Below are 19,765 nucleotides of genomic sequence, written 5' to 3' on the forward strand. Positions count from 1 at the left end.
GACGTTTTTCAATGCTTCTGCCAAGTTTTTTCTTATTTTTGCGAATACGATGAAGTTTGGTATCTCAGGCAAGTCGTAATTATAGATTCCTAATAAGCCTTGATCAACGTAATTATAAAGGGTTTTGGTGCAGACAACATCGCTGCTAGCGAATTCGCTAGCAGCAGTGGCACGATTACTGCACACATCAAGCGACTAACCATCTTTAAAAAAATGCTTGTGGACATAGCGCATGAATTGAGTTTTCCTGAGAAAGTCTGATTTGCGCCCACAATTTTTACGATGAGCTTGATATGCATCATGTCCTTGAGAGGCCTTATATCTTTTGACTTTGCCATGATTACAGTTTTACAGTACCGCGCTTAACCTCATAGCTGATAGTAGAAGGAGAACAGTTTAATTCACGGGCGATGGCACGCAAAGAATAGCCATCTTTCAAACGCAATTGAATAATAACTCTTTCCTCGAATGATAAATGCTTGCCTTTAATGTGCTGATTCATGGTAGAATGTAAAGAGTCCATTTTGACCTCGTTTCTAAATGTTGTGTGGTAACTACATTCTATCAAACAGGTCCGAATGGACTTTTTATTTTTTATCAAGTGTTCAATTTAATTTTACAATCAGCGAAAAATAATTTTATCAAGCAAATATTTATGTTTAAGATTACATTTTTTCTTCTCCCCATCAAAAAAGACCAAGCAAAAATTGCTTGATCTCACATTCGGTATTATTTAGTTAAAAACTTTACTTCCCCAACTCATCAAAGAAGCCGTCAGCTTTTAAAACATCTAAGTAGCGACTGATAGCGTCTGGCCAAGTTGGAAGTGGCTTAAAGCCTTTTTCTTCTAACTTACTCTTGTCTAAGCGAGAGTTAAATGGACGAACAGCCTTTGATAAACCATATTCTTCAGTAGTTACAGGAGTTACCTTAGTCTTGTAGCCTGCTTGACGGTAGATTTCTTTAGTGAAATCATACCAAGAAATATAGCCGGTCTTAGGGCCATTTTCGTCATGGTCGCCTTCACTTGCTGGCAACTCAGCGTTAGTTGCATGGTAGTAGCCGTACTTATCAGTTTCAATCATGTCTACTAATAAACGAGCTAAATCAAAAGTATAAGTTGGTGTACCTACTTGGTCGCTAACAACTTTAACTTCATCATGGTTTGAACCAACTTTAAGCATTGTCTTAATGAAGTTAGAACCATTTACACCAAATACCCAAGCAATACGAACGATGAAGTACTTGTCCAAGGTATTAGCAACAGCTTCTTCTCCGCCAAGCTTGGTTTCACCGTAAACATTTAATGGCTTATAACCTTTGAAGTCAGGTTCCCAAGGAGTAGTTCCTTGACCATCAAAGACGTAGTCAGTTGATAAGTAAACCATTGAGGCATCTAGCTTTTTAGCAACATTAGCGATGTTTTGAGTTCCATCAACGTTAACTTTGCGAACAGCTGCAACTTTGTCATCATCTTCAGCCATGTCAACTGCAGTCCAAGCAGCACAGTGAACAATAACATCTGGACTTACTTCAGAAATAACTTTGTCTACTGCAGCTGCATCGGTAATATCTAAAGAAACGTATGGAGCCTTAGTTACAGCTGTGCCGTCAGCTACACCAGCATATTCAGGTGCTAGGTCTGATCCCACACCTTCATAGCCACGTTTAGCAAGTTCATTCATTACGTCATGGCCAAGCTGACCATTAACGCCAGTTACAAAAACTTTCATTAATTTACCTCACTAATTAAAACTTAAAAGTATCCTTTAAGCCTTTCCATTCTTGATCACGGTCAGATAAAGTAAGCTTAGTGCCATCATCAAGAGTGTAACCACTAGCATCTGGACTGCCTGGGTAATTCCCCTTAAGATGTGGCCATTCAATACCAATTTCAGGATCGTTCCAAGCCATACCGCCTTCATCGTTTGGGTGCCAGAAGTCATTAACCTTGTAGCAGAATTCTGCTTCATCACTTAAAACAAGGAAACCATGAGCAAAACCTTGTGGAATTAAGAATTGCTTCTTGTTTTCAGCAGTCAATTCAACACCGTACCACTTACCGTAAGTCTTTGAGTCGCTACGAAGATCAACTGCAACATCGAATACTGAACCACGAACAGCACGAACCAACTTAATTTGTGGGTATTTCTTTTGGAAATGTAAACCACGAAGTACACCCTTAGTTGAGCTTGATTGGTTATCTTGAACGAAGTTAATGCTGAAGCCAGCATCCATCATATCTCTTTGGTTAAAAGTTTCCATGAAGTAACCACGATCATCACTGTGAACAGTTGGGATGATAACTGCTAAACCTTCAATTCCACCAACATTTTTTTCAACTCTAATTTGTCCCATTTAAAAAGCTTCTTTCTTAATTAAAAATTTTAGTAACGAACCTTACCTTCAGCAACTGATTTTAGGTGTTTACCATATGGGCTCTTGCCATAATGCTTAGCTGCTTCAAGTAATTGATCCTTGTCAATCCAGCCATGAACATAGGCAATTTCTTCAGGTGCAGATACTGAAACACCTTGACGTTCTTCAATCATTTTTACGTAGTTTGAAGCGTCGACTAAACTTTGCATTGTACCAGTATCAAGCCATGCATATCCACGACCTAAAAGTTGTACTCCTAAGTTATCATCTCGTAAGTACATATCGTTTAAGCTAGTAATTTCTACTTCACCACGTGCACTTGGCTTCACTTGAGCAGCCTTTTCACTTACACCAGCCGGGTAGAAGTAAAGGCCAGTAACAGCATAGTTACTCTTAGGTTGCTCTGGCTTTTCTTCGATAGAGACAACATTATCATTTTCATCAAAACCAATAACACCAAAACGTTCTGGATCATTTACGTAGTAACCAAAAACAGTGGCCTTACCCTTTTGAGCATCTTCTGCAGCATTCTTAAGTAAATCAGTAAAACCATTACCGTAGAAAATGTTATCACCTAAAACCATGGCACATGCTTCACCATTAATGAAATCTTCACCTAATGTAAATGCTTGAGCCAAACCATCTGGACTTGGTTGAACCTTGTAAGAAAGGTTAACACCAAATTGTGAACCATCACCTAATAGTTCCTTAAAACGTGGAGTATCAGCTGGAGTAGAAATAACTAAAATATCTTTAATACCAGCTAACATCAAAGTAGATAATGGGTAATAAATCATTGGTTTGTCGTAAACTGGCAATAATTGCTTACTAGTTACTAAAGTCAATGGATATAAACGAGTACCTGAACCGCCTGCTAAAATAATTCCCTTCATACTGAATTAGTCCTCATCTAAAACTTGCTTCTTACCGTACATTTCGTCGTAATAGTTTTGGTAGTCACCAGAAATGATGTTTTCCCACCAGTCTTTGTTGTCAAGGTACCATTGGATAGTCTTCTTGATACCATCTTTGAACATAGTTTCTGGAAGCCAGCCTAATTCGTTGTGAATCTTTTCTGGATTAATAGCGTAACGACGGTCATGACCCTTACGGTCAGTAACGTGTTCAATTAATGAGTATGGCTTGTCTAAGTAATCACAGATAAGTTTAACAATATCAATATTAGCCATTTCGTTGTGACCACCAATGTTGTAAACTTCACCAGGCTTACCATTTTCTAAGATAAGGTCAATTACCTTGCAGTGATCTTCAACGTAGAGCCAGTCACGAACGTTCTTACCATCACCGTAAACTGGTAATTTTTCATTGTTTAATGCTCTTTGGATCATCAATGGAATCAGTTTTTCTGGGAATTGATATGGACCATAGTTGTTAGAACAACGTGAAATGGTTACTGGCAAGTTGAAGGTTCTGCCGTATGCACCAACCAACAAGTCTGCACTAGCCTTACTTGATGAGTAAGGACTTGAAGTATGAAGTGGAGTATCTTCGTGGAAGAAAAGATCTGGACGATCTAATGGTAAATCACCGTAAACTTCGTCAGTTGAAACTTGGTGGAAGCGCTTGATACCGTATTTACGGCAAGCATCCATTAAGACAGAAGTACCGATAATGTTAGTTTCCAAGAAAATTTCTGGATTTTCAATAGAACGATCAACGTGACTTTCAGCAGCAAAGTTAACTACTACATCAGGCTTTTCTTCTTCGAATAATTTGTAAACACCTTCGCGGTCACGAATGTCTAACTTAACAAACTTGAAGTTAGGGTTATCCATGACATCCTTCAAAGTAGATAAGTTACCTGCATAAGTTAAACTATCCAAACAGATAATTTCGTAATCAGGATGCTTCTTTAACATGTAAAAAACAAAGTTTGAACCGATAAAACCGGCACCACCAGTAACAATGACTTTCATAATTAAATCTGCCTTTCTTTATTTATTACTTATCATATAACATTACGTTACGTCACCTTCAAGCTTGAAAATAAAAAACTATGTTTTCTTACAATAAAAGTAGCCGGCATCCTTAGTAATATAGAAGCCATTCTTCACTTTATTGGTAACATAGTCTTTAAATTCACCATAACGATCAATTAGTAATTCATTCTGATTACCATGACAGGATAAAATGTAAGAAATTACAGGTGTAGATTCAGATAGCTCAATTGCGTCTTGATATTTATGACAAGAAACGTCTATAAAGTCTTTACTTAAAATTTCCGCACCATTATCGAGACCAAAACGATCATATAGATTGGTAGAAGATAAAACTATTTCAGGATTAAATTCTTGAACTAAATCAGTGATTTCATGCATATGGCGCTTTGAATAAGTTGCACAGGCAAAAGATGCACCCTTTTTCATTACCCGGCGAACTTCTTTTAAAGTCTTTGGGATATCGTCACAATAAAAGAGCATGTGGTTAGCAATTACCAAGTCAAAAGTATTATCCGCAAAAGGAATCTTTTGAGCATCAAAAACCGCATATTGAAATTCAGAATTATCACCAATTTCATTCTTAGCATCGGCTAAGATTCCTTCTGAAATATCAGATAAAACTATTGTTAAACCTTTTGACAGTTTATCTAAATTCTGAGACCATAAAGCACCATTGCCAGCGCCCAATTCAAGAATCTTCATCCCCGGCTTTAAGTCAAGCTGCTTAAACAGCCAATGGAACCATCCCTCTTTATTGAGAGAATAATCTCGATGCAGCCTAATTCGGGCAGAAATATTTGAGGCGTTCTGATATTGCGTACTTAAAGATTGATTCATTGAAGTTAAATGAATTAAATTTAACATTTTGCTCCAGTCAACTTCTTGACCAGCCTTCAATGTGCTACTCGTAGAATCAATAGCAGTTGCCACATTCTGCATTTCTTTAAGTCGCTCTTCTACTAATCTTTTTTGAATTTGCAGTGAATCAAGCAGCAGCTGTCTGTCTCCTGAACCCAAAGTCATCTCTCGAATATCACTTAGAGAAAATCCTAGGTATTTTAATAGAAGAATTTGTTGTAGCTTTGCAAAATCTGCATCAGTATACCGTCTAGCACCACTTGTAGTATGCGTGGATGGTTTTAATAAATTTTTTTGGTCATAATAGCGAATTGTACGAATTGACACATGGGCTTTTTTCGCAAATTCACCGCTTGTGTAGTATGTGGTCAATTACATCATCTTTTCTATGGCCGACTTCAACCTTGATTTAATTAAAAAAGAATATATGTTAGACTATCATCATCTTCTTTAGATTAGTTTAATAAAAACCTTTTTCATCAGTCTGTACATTTTTCATATTTTATAGCCTGTAAATTATTATTAATTAAATTAAAATACCAAACTCTAATTCTTTTTTTCTCCCCATTTTCCAAAATTTCTTTATAAGATTTAAACTCAAAGTTATATTTACCAATAAATAATACTTTATATTCACTATTAGGATCTATATTTTTTTCATTATGTCTTCCCAAATAAATACGATACACATGGTGGTATTTATCTTGTGGGTCGACCTCTAAAATATCATACTTATAGTTCGATTCTTTCGCAGTTTTAGTAATTACAGATAGTTTTGCGTTGCCATAAACTAAATAAACTTTATCTTTATCCTCCTCCTGGTCAATATAAGACTTAAGAGATCTAACTCTTAAAGATCTACGAATCTTACCAGTTGAAATTTCAAATGAAAACGGACTTTCTTTTTCTGACTTAGGGCCTGTATTATCTGATTCACTATTACCGGTATTTTTTTGACCAAATAAATTGGCAAACATTGAATTAACTTTATTCTCAATTTGATCATTTGTTAAATGATCTATATATTCTGAAGTCTCCTGCAAACTACCAGCTCTATAAATTTTAGAGCAACCTCTTTTATGTTCAGATGTTGGCTTTTTCCTTAAAAACGGATGTTTTTTAGTATGTATTGTCAAGAAAAGAATAGCTTTATGACATTCTGGACAATACATCATATCATTATATTTTTTCTTAAACTCGACATCGTCATTATTTGAGCTTGATAATGCATCTTCTAAATCTACATCTCTTCCAGTTTTTCCACCATTTTTACTATAAAAGAAATTAGAATATTTAGTCATGATAGATAATATCTCCTTAAACTAGCTTTTTCTACATATATATTGCAACACAATAATAGACCTTCAAGTTGATATAAAATAATAGATAACTATATAATGTGCTAATATTTATAATACCTCAGATTGATTTTTCTATTTAAAACTATTGAACGTTTTTAATCAAACTTAAATTTATACTTTATTTTTAAATTATGATGCATATTGTACTGGATATGTTTTTCTTTTTGTAATCTACTAACAACTATTCCGGGTGCTATGTTTTGCTCTTCGGCAATTTTTTATACTATCAGTTTCAACATTTGATTCGTTAGTATCTGGCGACGCAATTCTTCGTTTTCTTTAAGAGCGAATCCAATTAGTAAGCGTGCCTTGGCTTTTCAGGCGCGATTTTAAAGATACAGAATAAGCATGACTAAAACTCAATTGATAGCTTCTAGCTTAAATTCAGCTGAATAATAAGTATGGGGTTTATCCAAGATCTTCATTCCATGCCTATAAATGAGTGAATCTAAGTAATTAATATTAGCTGATCTTATTGCATACTTTTTACTTAAATATGTCGATCCTTTATGTTCAATAGCCTATTCTCTATACATATTCAATTTATCTTTTTTAATTAATTTAGACATAGTAAACTCCCGAAATCCGTGTCCGAATTTCGGGGGGGTCACTTCAGATTTTGTATCTTTTATTTTTCAATTCTCCTGTATACAAAAATAGGCTATGCCATAAGACATAGCCTATCTTTAAGATTATATAGCAATTAATAAACCAAAATATTTTTTCTACCAATTCAATTAAATTTACTAGAAGCTGGCTCCATGATATCCAATAAAATTTTATTTCAATATCGAAATCCTAGTATTATTTTTTTGATTTACCTTTAAAAAGTTATCACATGATAAGTTTTATAAATTCTGCCTTATCACTCAGCTTGTCCCGAGTGCTATTCTACAACTTTATAACAGCTACATTTCCATTCTTATCAACTGCACGCATACAATTGGTATAAACTTCAATATAGGCATAATGTTGATTATTAGCTAGAGAACGGCTTACTTCCATTTCAGGGGTCATCTTTTCACCAGTCTTATAATGATTTATAATTTGCAAGTTATCAGTCAAAGTATGAACTTCATATTCTTCGCCTAAATAACATTTACCTGCTATTCCTAATAAAATACCAGTTAGATCAACTTCAGGAAACTCAGCTTTAAATATCTCTTTAATTTTATCAATCTGATTTTGAGTAATCTTCTGATTTCCTGCATCTAAACTAACTATGGCATCTAGTAAAGCTCTTGGGCGTTTTTTTCTAAGTATTTTTTCAATTCTTGTATCGCTTAAATTAAAGGAAGCAAAATTAGATTGATTTTTCGAACTAATATTTAAATTATTATTTTCTCTTTCAAAATTAATTATTGGTCTAGGCATTATAAAAGAACTCTCCGTGTTCTTGCTTCACTCGTTTTGCTTACAGCTTGTTCTCCGATAGGATGACCAGAGGCGGGGACTGCTCGGGACTTTCCCCATTCACGTATTGCTGAGATTTTTTCTGGACTAGTCTGTGATAATGGCACTACATTATTGAATTCATCAACAATATCTTGTGCTGAAAGATTAGATTCACCTGACATAACACCATATGCAAGATCTCTAATAGCAGATTCTAAATCAGCACCTGAAAAGCCTTCAGACATTTCTACTATTTTATCAGCAAATTCTCCTACAAAGTTTTTATTAAGATATTTTGCCATATATAAAGATAGAATTTCTCTTCGTTCATCAGCTGTAGGAAGATCTACAAAAAATAATTCATCAAATCTTCCTCGTCTCAATAATTCAGCAGGTAATTTACTTACATCATTTGCAGTAGCAACAACAAAAACTTGCTTTCTACTTTCTTGTAACCAAAAAAGGAACTGCCCCACCATACGTGTAGACACTCCACCATCATTTGCACTACTTGCTCCCGAAAGTCCTTTTTCAATTTCATCTATCCATAAAACACAAGGAGATACTTGATCGGCAGTATTTAAGGCATCCCGCAATTGTTGTTCAGTTTGTCCCACATAACTGCCCTGAACTGTAGCAAAATCTAACCTATACAAAGGTAAATTCCAGTTGGCTGCAATTGCTTTAGCAGATAAAGACTTTCCACATCCAGGTACTCCTACTAATAATACTCCTCGTGGTGGTCTTAAGCCTCTATTTTTTAATTCAGCACGCTTTTCGGGAGTTAATAGTTTTCTTTTAGAAGTAAGCCATTTTTTCAATCCACTCAAACCGCCAACTTGTTGAATATTATCATCGATTTCAATTCTTTCTAATCCAGAAATATCATTAAATAATCGATCTTTAGCCGTCTGAACTTCTTTTAAATCTTCATTTGTAATACGACCATTTGCAATTAAGGACGCAATAATATTTTCCGCCTCTATTTGAGTTGTTCCAGATAAATAAGAAGAAGCCTGTTGAATACTATTTTCATCCCAATCAATTTGAATTTGGGATTTGTACGGCTGAAGCTGATTATTAATTATTTCAGTCATTTCATTTTCATTAGGTAAATCCAATTTAATAGACATGCCTTGACGCTGTAGTTGACTCCAAACACTATTATTGCTAATGGTTATGACTGAACCACCTACTTCAACAGCCAAATTAACTAAATCAAGTAATTTCTTAGCTGTATCAGTATCAGTCGATATATTACTTATTTCTGTTAAAACTAGGGTTAGATTTTGAACTCCATTTTTCATTTGTTCACTTACAAAATCTAAAGCTGAATAAATTGAGTTATCATCATTTACATTACTGCCATCTTGTAGATTGTATAATCCTTTTGACAAGGTATGAACTAAAAAGGGCGTATTTACTTCCTGACTAACATTTTTAATTATACTTAACGCACGTGCGTGTTCAATTGTGTCAATTACAATGAACGGAATTCGTGCTTTAGCAAAGCGCTTCAACAAATTTTCCGATTCTTTTAAATTACTCATTTGGATCTAACTCCTTATATACTGGGTTATTTCTAATGACACTAACCAGTTCTTGATTTACGGAATGATCATTTTTAATTGCACTTTTTTCTAAAGATTCTTGTACTTCTCGCATATTAGAAGTTACAGCGTTCTTCACATTTTCTTGTACTTCATTTGGTAAACATGGCAATATAACTGCATTCAACAAGAAATCATATTTTTTTCTAGCATTTAATAATGTTTGAATAATATCATCAACAGAATGTGCAGTTTTAAAACCTTTATTTATACCTGTACTAATCAAATCTATTCTTGCTTGAATTGTTTGAAAAAGTACGTCAACAAATCTAGTTCCTACTTCTTGATTCCAATGTAATGTTCCTTTTTTCATTTCATCAACAACTGTATCATCACCAGCTGCAAATTTATCCAGCACATCCACCCATGTCTTGTAAATATTTGGTGCAACGACTGCCTTATCTTTCATTATTATGATTTCTCCTTACTGTTTCTATCGGTGGTACCAGATCCCACTTTGGTAATCCATCGGCAAAAATTTCTTTTTGACTTGAGGAATTAACAGTTTCATGGTTAAAGTCAATAGCCTGAGCTTTATTTGATTCAACTTCAATTTTAATATCTGCAAAAGGTGTTTCATTCATATCCATCTTTATTCCCCTACCTTAACTTCTCTTACATTATTTAAGGAAGATACATAACTTGCTGGTTCTAATTTGTCTAAAAAATTATTAACATTTTCACTTTGAGAATCTACCGCACCAAGTTCGCGTCTAAAATCAACCACTTCAGCCATAAGTGCCCTTATAACTTCCTGTCCACTATTTATTGTTCCTGTATATTTTTTCTTTAAATTCGTTCTACTATTACGTATTTTTTCATTATTAGACTTAACGTTAAATACCCATAACCCAGCAACAACTAGCCCAATTACTCCCAAAATAGGAGAAGCTGCAAAAAGGAGCACACTAATAATTCCTGCAATAATTGGTCCTACATATTTCTTTTCCTGCATTACTTTAACTTTATCTTCACATTCTTTTTGCATATGCTTTTTATAATCAGCTAATAATTCTAATTCATTTGCACCATCGGCAGTTTTTCCGTGATAGCTATTTATTGTAAAACTTATTTCATTTGGTACATTTGCTCGGTGAGTAGCAACAAGATCATTATATGCTTGCTGTATCCATTCTTTAGATAAAGCAATTGCTAGTTTTTGAATAGCTATATTTCTCTTTTCAGGATCCATTTCCATAGCTGTATCAGTTAACACTTGCGCAAAATCCTTGCTCTGATCATAACTATGTTTTTTTACAGACATTTCGGCATTTGCTTTAACTGTATCCCCATTATTTTTTACAATTAATTCATTTAATTCTTTTTCACGTTGAAGACCTTGCTCTTCTTGGTCATAATCAGTAACTAAATGCATTAAAATATTATCTAATTGTTTCTTCACAGCAGAGGCATCATTAGGCGTTTCATAAATATTCTTAAAATACTTCATAACTTCTTGATGTAAATACGCTTGATTTAAACTTGCCAGTATTTCATTAGCGTTGTTACTATATTTTGCTAACTGTGAATATCCATACTGTTTTTCCGGGATTAAAAGAGCTAGTGCTTGCTTCCATCTTGCTACTACACTGGCTTCAAAGCCGGGCTGCTTAGATAACTGATCCATCCAAACAGTAATTTTCTGGCCGATCTGGTGTTTACTATCAATTCCTAATAAGCCATTTGCATAAGCGTCAATTAAGACAATACTCTCTTGATCAATCTCGGTAGCACTTTGTGTATTTAAAAATTGTAAAACCCATCTTCGACTAGCATCCAATCGATTAGCACGTCGACAAATCAAGGCAAATAATATAGCCGTTTTTTTACTATTCCTATGCATAGCTTCTTTTAATGCTCTATTCGCTAAATCTTCTTCATCATTAATCCATGCAGAAATTGCTACTAAGGCAGGTGCCAGCCAATATGTTGGAGTCTTAATAAACAATTCATCAGTTGCTGTTGAAATAGAAGTTTTCTTTATAATATTTAAATCCGTAGCTTCAACGATTCCACGTAAAGATCTACGAATTTCTTTATAATGTCCATACTTCTTTTCAATATTTTGATTTATCTTAACAATTCTTTGTTCAGCCAAACTAATATTATTAGTTTTCTTCTGCTCAGCAATAAAATTATTTAATTCTTGCTCTAGAGCTTGAACTTGTTGTGAAACAACGACTACATTTTTATCTACATTATCAACTCTTTGATCAATTACAGAAATTGATCTATCTAAACTTGCAATTGCTTTCTCTACTCCAGAAAGATCGATTACATCCGCCATACTTATTCCTCCAATTTTATTAATTACGAATGCTATTATAGCAATATCCAATATACTGATAAAGCGATTTTATAGACTATAGATTGATGGAATTATATGATATTCTATCGACAGAATTTTTATTGCATAAAGAATAGGAGATAGCTTATAACATCATCATGCTACAAGTTATCTCCTATTAGGTTGTGAGCTCCATTTTAAATTCACCTATATCGATCACTTAAGTGAATAAATTATATCTATCCTTAACTCCCTATCCCCACCGATTCTTCCTCAAAGTTAGCCTAATCTTCGTCATAATTCGACCCTCAGGGATCATAATCGAATGTTTCGGAAAGGCTTCCTGAACTCTACTTAAATAAGTAAAATAATTACCTCTTCCATATCGTCCATTTGGAGAATACAGTTGATATAACTTATCTGCACCCTTGTAATACTTATTACGATAATATTGATGAGCAACACCTTTAGCTTTATGATGCATTCGATAATAATATTTACTTGTCGTTTTTTCGCGTATTTTTACTGCATTACCATCAAAAGTAAAGCCAATAAAATTAATTGTTTTATGCTTTTCATTTAGGCTCGGAGTAAAAAGATGCCCAATATTAACAATAGAATGACTTTGTAATTTATAAACTTGCGTTTTTTCTGGTTGTAATTCCAAAATACCTTTATCTTTAAATGCTTCAAATTTTAGAATTATTTTTTCAATATCATCAGTTGAACTAGTATCCATAGGTAAGATAATTATAAAATCGTCACTGTATCTTCTATAAATACCGCCACATGCAACTACAAATTCATTTATCATCTTATCAATTTCTTGCATATAAACATTTGCTAGACATGCACTAATTGATGAGCCTTGTGGAATTCCTTTATTGTCCTGATGTCGCCTAATGTGTGATCGATATTTCTTATAATCACTTTGAGAGAGAATTCTTGGTTTAGAATTCATCTTAATCTTATCTTTTCTCTTCTTTGGAGTAAGATTATTTAATCGATAGAGATCTGTTAAATCCCAATAATCATATTTGGTAATTCGTTTAAATATCGCATAATAATCGGACTTAAGCCTATCGACTTGTAATAAATCACATAATCGCTCTTTTAAATATTGATGGTCAATTTTGTCAAAAAAGCTTGTAAAATCGCCAATCATAACATAAGAAGAAGGATGCTGAATCATAAACTGGTGCATTTTTCTAAATTCAGCAATAGTATCTGTATGTAGATCTGTTCGATATGCTATTGGCACTTCGTAAATGCCATCTTGTTTTAGACGTGCATTATATTTTTTATTAATTAAAAAACTATAATATTGAAAAATACAACTATCAATATGAGATGCATAGCAAATAGTGCGCTCCTTAAGTTTTCTTCCTTCCGCTTTATTATATTTGTGATATTCAAGATCATATTTTATAAACGGATAAAAACCATGTCGCTCAATATTTTTAGAATTAGTAATATAGTTCTTGCATTTAGTTAAATCGGTTCGAAGATCAAAATGAGCATATCCTCTTTTACTCTTTTCTAATACTTTTGGATCTTTAAACCATTCATTAATATTCATAATTACCCCAATAAATGACGATACCCACTGGCAACGGAGAATAGCGTTCCTAACCAGTGGGTACAAAAAATCAGACTTATAATTCATAACAGAGTAAACAGTGAGATGAATTATAACTACTCAGTAATGTCATGTATCTTCATGGTACCATAAAGACGAAAGGACCCAATATGAATCTCTCTCCTAGGACACGAATTCTCCTGTTAATTGTGGGAGTCTTCTGGATTACCCTAGATCAAGAAACATATTCTCTAGTAGCCGATCTTGGAACTGAATTTATTACTAATATTATTAATAAATTCTGGACCGAGATCTTGACAACAATCCTTTTCCGTTATGCCTAATTTCATCATAACGCATATATAATAATATAAATAAAAAATAGATTTATCAAATAAATTTATTAGTATTCAAGCTTATATTTTATCTTTTTCTGCATATTTAATATATTCTTCCATTTTTTTAAATTTTTTCTTTTCTGATTCTTTATTAAAAGCAACTAAGGCGCCAATAACAACTAAACACATAAATCCTAAGCCAAAACCAGATATCAAACTTTTCCATAACTCAACTTTTTTACCAATTAGTAATTTCGTAAAAACAGAAATAATATTACTGTAATATCTAAATACAAATAAACTAACCACACTAATAAATAATGAAATCATAGAAAATATATTTGTATTGGCTCTAGCTATAATTTCTGACTTTAAATTAATAAAGTTATCTATATCTATATTTCTTAAAGTCCTTAAATTAGAAATAATATTTTTTCCTATTTTTTCATTTTTATCATCAGATTGTTTCAAAAAAATATCCGTTTTTACTTGATCAGTTAATATACTAGCCAACATATCTTCATTAAAATATATAGGATTTCTTGAAAATAATGTATAAAAATTACTTATCTTTTTTTCTTTAAAATATGAAGTGTAAGTTCCTAATAGACATCCGGGAAATAAATACAAAATCAAATCTATTAAAAATGTATACATATATCCATAAATAAATATTAACGCCAATTCTTTCAATCCATACTTAGCTATAATGAAAGCTATACCTCCTAAAATCATACTAAATCCACCACAAAGATACGGTATAAGAAATGGCCATTTTTTATATTTATTATCTAAAAATTTAAGTAATTTTACTCCTACACAAACATACCCTACTATAATGACTACACTACAAATTATATAAGAAATAAATCCTATCAAATTACTGGCCCATCTAGTTTCTATAAAAATGGCCATCATCACGAAATAAAAAACAGGTATGCTTTGTTCTACCACAGCATACTGATCAATTTTTCTAAACTTTAACTTATTAAAAAAATCTTTTATTTTATTCTTTTGAATTTTATTACTCATCTTTAACCTCTAAAATTTTTATAATAAAAAACGACAGAATTACGTAAATCTGCCGTTTATTATATGCAATCTCAATTGTGTAGTCAATACGTGTATAGTTTATGAGCTATAGCTCATTTTACCATTTCAAAAAATTTTTTCAAGATAAAAAAATACATACTACATAATTTTGTGATTAACAAGCGATAATGTCTTAATTGTCAACTTAGGAAAATGTCCTAATAAAATATTAAGTATGTCATAATCTCTTTTATTAGAAGTTATGGAACAAGTGAAAAGGATTTATTTAACTATGAAATATGAAGAACAGTACAGACTCATTAAAGAACTTCTAGATCATAATGGAATACGCATAGAGCTGCTAAAAAGCTTGGTATTTCTGTTAGACAAGTAAATAGAAGAATTAAACAATATCAAGACAAAGGAAAGGCGGCCTTCGTTCATGGGAACAAAGACCGCAAACTTGTTAATTGTCTCACCACAGAAATTAACAATCAAATTGTAACCTTATATCGCTCTAAATATCAAGATTGTAATCTAAAACATTTTGTTGAGCTGCTAGAAAATTTATAAGATATTCACGTCTCTTACACTAAGGTCTATACTCTCCTTAAAAAGTAAGATATTCTATCTCCTAAGCCATGGAAAAAGACTAAGCGTGCTTTAGTGAAAAAAGATGGCATACCCAACATTCTAAGCAAACAAAAGAAGAAGTTAAAGTTGCAGTCAATCATCAGCTAGCTGTGGCAGCTACCCATCCTCGTCATGAACGCTGCAAATATTTCGGCGAAGAAATTCAAATAGATTCCTCAGTCTTAGTTTGGTTTGGTACTCAAAAAGCCTATTTGCATCTAGCAATTGATAACACTACTGGCATTACTGTTGGAGCTTATTTTGACTGGCAAGAAACCTTAAAGGGCTATTATCATGTCTTCAAACAAATTCTTCAAAACTACGGTATTCCACTCTGTTTTAAAACAGATAACCGCACTGTATTTAACTACAAAACTGCTAAGACTAAATCTGCTCATAAGGATGTCCTCACGCAGTTTGGCTATGCCTGCAAAACTTTAGGCGTAGATCTTAAAACTACTAGCGTCTCACAAGCTAAAGGTATGGTTGAAAGAGCTAATCAAACTGTTCAAAGCCGTCTTAAACCTGAGTTAAGATTGGCAAGTGTAAAGACCAAACAAGTATCTGACAGAACAGTTTATCCCTAATTTTAACAAGAAATTTGGCAATAAAACTCGCAAAGGGTGGTCTATTTTCAAAATTGCTTCTAGTGAGCGCAAAATTAATTACACGTTTGCTGTTTTCAGTAGCAGAGTATTTGATAGCAAAGCAGCTATTTCTTTTAAGAACAAGCTCTATCAAGCTGTAAATGAATATGGCAAGCTAATTTGTTTCATGAAAGGCATAATTGAGGTCCTAAATGGACAGTTACTGACTACAGTAGATGATCATGTTTATTTTCCTAAAAATGCAAAAATATCTCCAGAAATAGATCAAGAGCCTAAAAAGAAAAGAGCTAGAAAAAATATATTCCACCAATGTCACATCCGTGAAAACGTGAATCATTTTTAAGGCAACAAGCAGAAGCTCATAAATATCATCAATATACATAAAAAGCGAAGAAAAATTCGGCTCTATACTTTTTCCTGTTGATGAATATCTATGATATTCTATCGACAGGATTTTTTATTGCATAAAGAAAGAGGCCATAGCCTCTCTTAACTTAAAATCCTTCTTCGACCAATTCAATTAAGTTTACTAGGAGATTCTGCTATGTCCTCCTTAATGATTGTATTAAATTTCATCTCAATATTGAAGACTCTAATATTATTTTTTCTGATTATTTTAAAAAATATATTAACGGCAAATATTATAATCTCTATGTAGCTGAACTTATTCAGCTACATTGTCCTTACTGTCTTTCCTCTAACCTTAAGCATAATGGTCATTATACTTCTAACGTACGCTTTATTACTGCTGATGCTAGCCATCCAGTTATTATCAGACTTAAAAAGCAGCGCGTTTTATGCAATGTTTGCTTTAAAGGATCACTGGCTCAATCTAATCTTATTAATAAAGGCTGCTATATCTCTAACACGTCTAAGCGAAAAATACTTTCTGCTCTTACTGAAGATCGTTCAATGACTAGTATTGCTAGAGAACATACTGTATCTGTCAACACGGTTCAAAGAGTATTAGAATCCTGCTCTTCTAAGTTCTATGATGATTTTGATCATCTGCCCGAACACTTAGCCTTTGATGAATTCAAAGGTGTAGGCAAGAAGCTTCACTTTATTTGTCTAGATGGTGATACTCACAAAGTTGTTTAAATTCTTAGAACTCGTTTTAAGTCTAATATTTTGCGATATTTTTACAAGTTTACTCCTAAAGCTCGCTCAATGGTTAAGACAGTGACCATGGATCTTAACTGCTATTATCCAATCGTGGCCAGAGAATTATTTCCAAATGCTCAGATAGTTATTGACCGTTTTCATATGGTTCAAATGCTTACTAGATCTTTTAATATTTTCAGAGTTCAAATCATGAAGCAATTTAATAAAAGAAGCCGTGAATATAAGCTTTTAAAGTCCCCTTGGAAGCTTTATCTCATGAAATATGACAAACTTAATAAGACTACTTCCTACTACGATTCGCACTTTAAAGACTCTCTCACTCAAGAACATGTTGTCTTAGATGGTTTAGATTGTGACCAAACCTTAGAAAATACTTATTGGATTATGCAAGACTTTATGACTGCTATTCAAAATAAAGATGAAAAACAGATTATTCACTTACTTAACTCAAAGCAAACTATAGGCAAGGAAATGCATCAAACACTACTGACCTTTAAGCAGAATTATACTGGTGTCCTAAACGGTATATCTTCTAACTACTCTAATGGTTGTCTTGAAGGTGTCAATCCCAAGATTAAGCAGATTGAGCGTACTGTTTATGGCTATAGAAACTTTAGTCATCTTTTAATTAGACTTGAAGAAAATATTGTAAAAGAAAAAGAGCCAAACAACTATTTTCTAGTTGCTTAGCTCTCTTTATAAACTATTCATCTACAGAATTTGACAAACAGCCATTTATATGAATGAAAATTAAGATTAAATAGTTAAATTCAACTTTTTTTCTAGTTCAAAAAGGGAGATACAAGTGATACCAAAATGACGAGCAATATCTGGAATCTTAGGCTCATGGCCCATCGGCCCTCCATTTCCTTTCCAATTCCATTTATTATTTTTATCATAGGCAAATTGACCACTTCCCTTTTCAAATGTTACGATTTGATAATTATATTTAATAGCAATTGCTATTAACAGAGGATCAGCTTTACCTATTTTTTTCTATTCATTTATACTACTTGATTTATATGCACCACAATCTTGAATGTATTTAATAACATTCCCATATTCAGCCCAAATTAAAGGGTCTTGATTTTCATCATAAATTACTGAAACTAAATTTTTCTGTGACCATTGAGCTAAATTCGGATCTACATTAATTTCATTACTTACACATTTGGGTACAATTAATAAACTATTGGTTTTATTTATTTCCTTTCCAAACCACTCCCAAAAAGAGGGAAAAATTTTAAAACCATAATATCGCTTCATTGGCTCAATAAAACAATTACTATCTAAGAGATACTTGGTCATTTATTTTTCTCCTCCACTCTAGCCTTTAATTTGTTGTAAGCGTGCATATTCTTCACATTTAACAAATTAAATGCATCTAAATAGGTTGTGTCTCCCTGATCCGTACTATTAATCACAGCAGACGCAAAATTATGGTCTAATTTATACGCCAACGTGTCATAGAAATTAGGCCCTCCAGTATGAGATGACTTAACTATAAATTGTGAAGTTTCTTTTTTAATTTCATTAACTAATTCTTGAGAAATCAATTCATAATTTTTAGCTGTTATTGCCGTTGCCATAGGACTTGCTTTGAATTTTTTAGCTATTTTATAAATTTTTTCAAAATCTGAGTTTTTAATACTATTCCAGTATCTAATAAAATATTTTTTATTAAATATAATGGATTCAGCTATTTTATTTACTCGCTGTTCAAATTTTTTATTTAGATATTTTGGGTCAGTTTGAAAATTATAATTAAATAATTCAGTTTTGCCATACCACAGATGTACTAATTCATGAACTAAAGAAAATAATCTCGCATTTTGGCTATCTTTTGTATTGATAAAAATTAAAGGAGCGTATCTTTTAATTAATACAAATGCTCTAAATTCATTAATATTTAAGCCATCTCTTGTATTATTTCCAACAAAACTACTCGTCTCTACTACTATCCCATGACTAGTAATTATAGTTCTAAGATAATTGAATGCATTTTGATTAGATTTAAGTTGAATATTCCAATCTTCTTTTAGATTAAAAAATTTCAAAATTTGTTTGGCGATTTCTTCCGAAGAGTGTTGACTATTATGCTCTCCCATTCCTACAAACAAAATTGGAGAATATCCCTCTCTTATTCTATAATCTTCAAGCCAATCTGATCTCATCTCCATAGAATCAATCATTTTTAACAATTCACTACTAACTTTTGTTACTTCGTCATTATTAATAGTTCGAAACTTAAGTAATGGAATCTCTTCCATAGGAGGATCTGACAAAAAGAAATTTCCAAAAGGAATTTGAGACTTTTTACTGAGAACTTGTAACTGATGAATAGTGGGAGTTTTTTCTCCTTTCATCCACACTTTAATCTTATCAATCCAATCAACACCTAGTTTATCATCAGCAATCTGTAAAACCCATTTTAAAATTTTGTTATTGACTTTAAATGTTGCAGTTACCATTACTCCCACCTTCTTTACCTTTAAATGTATAGATTTATCCGAAAATTATACATCGAATTTCCATTAATTATATATTATATCATTCATGAATATCTTAACATTATAAATATTTTATCACCTTTCAAATT

Annotated in this window: 17 protein-coding genes and 2 pseudogenes; 3 read left to right on the top strand and 16 right to left on the bottom strand. The window is 32.6% G+C overall.

Annotated features, from left to right (window positions below; translation table 11 throughout):
* The 14 genes and pseudogenes from FD18_RS10280 to FD18_RS07805 form a co-directional block, all read right to left on the bottom strand.
* Positions 1-523: pseudogene (locus tag FD18_RS10280) on the bottom strand (transposase); the annotation flags it as partial.
* 223 nt (positions 524-746) lie between these two features.
* The gene (rfbD, locus tag FD18_RS07745; protein WP_057719347.1) at positions 747-1,733 is read right to left on the bottom strand and encodes a dTDP-4-dehydrorhamnose reductase; all 987 of its coding nucleotides are present in this window, start codon (positions 1,731-1,733) and stop codon (positions 747-749) included.
* A gap of 16 nt (positions 1,734-1,749) precedes the next feature.
* The gene (gene rfbC / locus FD18_RS07750) at positions 1,750-2,358 is read right to left on the bottom strand and encodes a dTDP-4-dehydrorhamnose 3,5-epimerase (RefSeq protein ID WP_057719348.1); all 609 of its coding nucleotides are present in this window, start codon (positions 2,356-2,358) and stop codon (positions 1,750-1,752) included.
* Positions 2,359-2,387: 29 nt separating this feature from the next.
* Positions 2,388-3,272, bottom strand: coding sequence for a glucose-1-phosphate thymidylyltransferase RfbA (gene rfbA / locus FD18_RS07755; RefSeq protein WP_057719349.1), 885 nt, complete (start codon positions 3,270-3,272; stop codon positions 2,388-2,390).
* Positions 3,273-3,278: 6 nt separating this feature from the next.
* A complete protein-coding gene (gene rfbB / locus FD18_RS07760; RefSeq protein ID WP_057719350.1) occupies positions 3,279-4,316 on the bottom strand; it encodes a dTDP-glucose 4,6-dehydratase in 1,038 nt (345 codons plus the stop codon).
* Between the two features lie 78 nt (positions 4,317-4,394).
* Positions 4,395-5,570, bottom strand: coding sequence for a MerR family transcriptional regulator (locus tag FD18_RS07765; protein ID WP_057719351.1), 1,176 nt, complete (start codon positions 5,568-5,570; stop codon positions 4,395-4,397).
* 107 nt (positions 5,571-5,677) lie between these two features.
* A complete protein-coding gene (locus tag FD18_RS07770) occupies positions 5,678-6,499 on the bottom strand; it encodes a hypothetical protein (RefSeq protein ID WP_057719352.1) in 822 nt (273 codons plus the stop codon).
* Between the two features lie 951 nt (positions 6,500-7,450).
* Complete coding sequence (locus FD18_RS07775) at positions 7,451-7,933, bottom strand: hypothetical protein (protein ID WP_057719353.1); 483 nt, start codon at positions 7,931-7,933, stop codon at positions 7,451-7,453.
* A complete protein-coding gene (locus tag FD18_RS07780; protein ID WP_057719354.1) occupies positions 7,933-9,504 on the bottom strand; it encodes an AAA family ATPase in 1,572 nt (523 codons plus the stop codon). The genes FD18_RS07775 and FD18_RS07780 overlap by 1 nt, the downstream gene beginning before the upstream one ends.
* Positions 9,497-9,973, bottom strand: a complete 477-nt coding sequence (locus tag FD18_RS07785) for a hypothetical protein (protein ID WP_057719355.1) — start codon at positions 9,971-9,973, stop codon at positions 9,497-9,499. Before FD18_RS07785 ends, FD18_RS07780 begins: the two co-directional genes overlap by 8 nt.
* On the bottom strand, positions 9,963-10,154 hold the full coding sequence (locus tag FD18_RS07790) for a hypothetical protein (RefSeq protein ID WP_057719356.1): 192 nt from the start codon (positions 10,152-10,154) through the stop codon (positions 9,963-9,965). Before FD18_RS07790 ends, FD18_RS07785 begins: the two co-directional genes overlap by 11 nt.
* 2 nt (positions 10,155-10,156) lie before the next feature.
* Positions 10,157-11,851, bottom strand: coding sequence for a hypothetical protein (locus tag FD18_RS07795; protein ID WP_057719357.1), 1,695 nt, complete (start codon positions 11,849-11,851; stop codon positions 10,157-10,159).
* Positions 11,852-12,104: 253 nt separating this feature from the next.
* Positions 12,105-13,430, bottom strand: a complete 1,326-nt coding sequence (locus FD18_RS07800; protein ID WP_057719358.1) for a reverse transcriptase domain-containing protein — start codon at positions 13,428-13,430, stop codon at positions 12,105-12,107.
* A gap of 416 nt (positions 13,431-13,846) precedes the next feature.
* Entirely contained in the window at positions 13,847-14,800 is a 954-nt protein-coding gene (locus tag FD18_RS07805) for a hypothetical protein (protein WP_057719359.1), read from the bottom strand.
* Between the two features lie 375 nt (positions 14,801-15,175).
* On the opposite strand from FD18_RS07805, the gene FD18_RS10285 reads away from it, so the two are divergent.
* The 3 genes and pseudogenes from FD18_RS10285 to FD18_RS07815 all read left to right on the top strand — a co-directional run bounded on the left by FD18_RS10285 (position 15,176) and on the right by FD18_RS07815 (position 17,856).
* Positions 15,176-15,373 carry a hypothetical protein gene (locus FD18_RS10285; RefSeq protein ID WP_235499921.1) on the top strand — a complete coding sequence of 66 codons (198 nt, stop codon included), beginning with the start codon at positions 15,176-15,178 and terminating at the stop codon, positions 15,371-15,373.
* A 170-nt stretch (positions 15,374-15,543) separates the two neighbouring features.
* Positions 15,544-16,020 (top strand): hypothetical protein, encoded by a 477-nt coding sequence (locus tag FD18_RS10290; protein ID WP_235499913.1) that lies wholly within the window; start codon positions 15,544-15,546, stop codon positions 16,018-16,020.
* Between the two features lie 540 nt (positions 16,021-16,560).
* Positions 16,561-17,856: pseudogene (locus FD18_RS07815) on the top strand (ISL3 family transposase).
* Between the two features lie 306 nt (positions 17,857-18,162).
* On the opposite strand, the gene FD18_RS10485 reads toward FD18_RS07815, so the two are convergent.
* Both FD18_RS10485 and FD18_RS07825 read right to left on the bottom strand, forming a co-directional pair.
* A complete protein-coding gene (locus tag FD18_RS10485) occupies positions 18,163-18,474 on the bottom strand; it encodes a PIN domain-containing protein (RefSeq protein WP_479680692.1) in 312 nt (103 codons plus the stop codon).
* The gene (locus tag FD18_RS07825; protein WP_057719360.1) at positions 18,471-19,637 is read right to left on the bottom strand and encodes an ImmA/IrrE family metallo-endopeptidase; all 1,167 of its coding nucleotides are present in this window, start codon (positions 19,635-19,637) and stop codon (positions 18,471-18,473) included. The genes FD18_RS10485 and FD18_RS07825 overlap by 4 nt, the downstream gene beginning before the upstream one ends.
* Positions 19,638-19,765 lie beyond the last annotated feature (128 nt).

This window comes from Lactobacillus taiwanensis DSM 21401, assembly GCF_001436695.1.
Taxonomy (GTDB): domain Bacteria; phylum Bacillota; class Bacilli; order Lactobacillales; family Lactobacillaceae; genus Lactobacillus; species Lactobacillus taiwanensis.

Bases quoted from the DNA above. Each gene is read 5' to 3' on its own strand.
- FD18_RS07795 (WP_057719357.1), bottom strand. From the start codon at position 11,851: ATGGCGGATGTAATCGATCTTTCTGGAGTAGAGAAAGCAATTGCAAGT.
- FD18_RS10485 (WP_479680692.1), bottom strand. From the start codon at position 18,474: ATGACCAAGTATCTCTTAGATAGTAATTGTTTTATTGAGCCAATGAAG.
- FD18_RS07785 (WP_057719355.1), bottom strand. From the start codon at position 9,973: ATGAAAGATAAGGCAGTCGTTGCACCAAATATTTACAAGACATGGGTG.
- FD18_RS07790 (WP_057719356.1), bottom strand. From the start codon at position 10,154: ATGGATATGAATGAAACACCTTTTGCAGATATTAAAATTGAAGTTGAA.
- FD18_RS07805 (WP_057719359.1), bottom strand. From the start codon at position 14,800: ATGAGTAATAAAATTCAAAAGAATAAAATAAAAGATTTTTTTAATAAG.
- FD18_RS07780 (WP_057719354.1), bottom strand. From the start codon at position 9,504: ATGAGTAATTTAAAAGAATCGGAAAATTTGTTGAAGCGCTTTGCTAAA.
- FD18_RS07825 (WP_057719360.1), bottom strand. From the start codon at position 19,637: ATGGTAACTGCAACATTTAAAGTCAATAACAAAATTTTAAAATGGGTT.
- FD18_RS07800 (WP_057719358.1), bottom strand. From the start codon at position 13,430: ATGAATATTAATGAATGGTTTAAAGATCCAAAAGTATTAGAAAAGAGT.
- rfbA (WP_057719349.1), bottom strand. From the start codon at position 3,272: ATGAAGGGAATTATTTTAGCAGGCGGTTCAGGTACTCGTTTATATCCA.
- rfbB (WP_057719350.1), bottom strand. From the start codon at position 4,316: ATGAAAGTCATTGTTACTGGTGGTGCCGGTTTTATCGGTTCAAACTTT.
- rfbC (WP_057719348.1), bottom strand. From the start codon at position 2,358: ATGGGACAAATTAGAGTTGAAAAAAATGTTGGTGGAATTGAAGGTTTA.
- rfbD (WP_057719347.1), bottom strand. From the start codon at position 1,733: ATGAAAGTTTTTGTAACTGGCGTTAATGGTCAGCTTGGCCATGACGTA.
- FD18_RS07770 (WP_057719352.1), bottom strand. From the start codon at position 6,499: ATGACTAAATATTCTAATTTCTTTTATAGTAAAAATGGTGGAAAAACT.
- FD18_RS07775 (WP_057719353.1), bottom strand. From the start codon at position 7,933: ATGCCTAGACCAATAATTAATTTTGAAAGAGAAAATAATAATTTAAAT.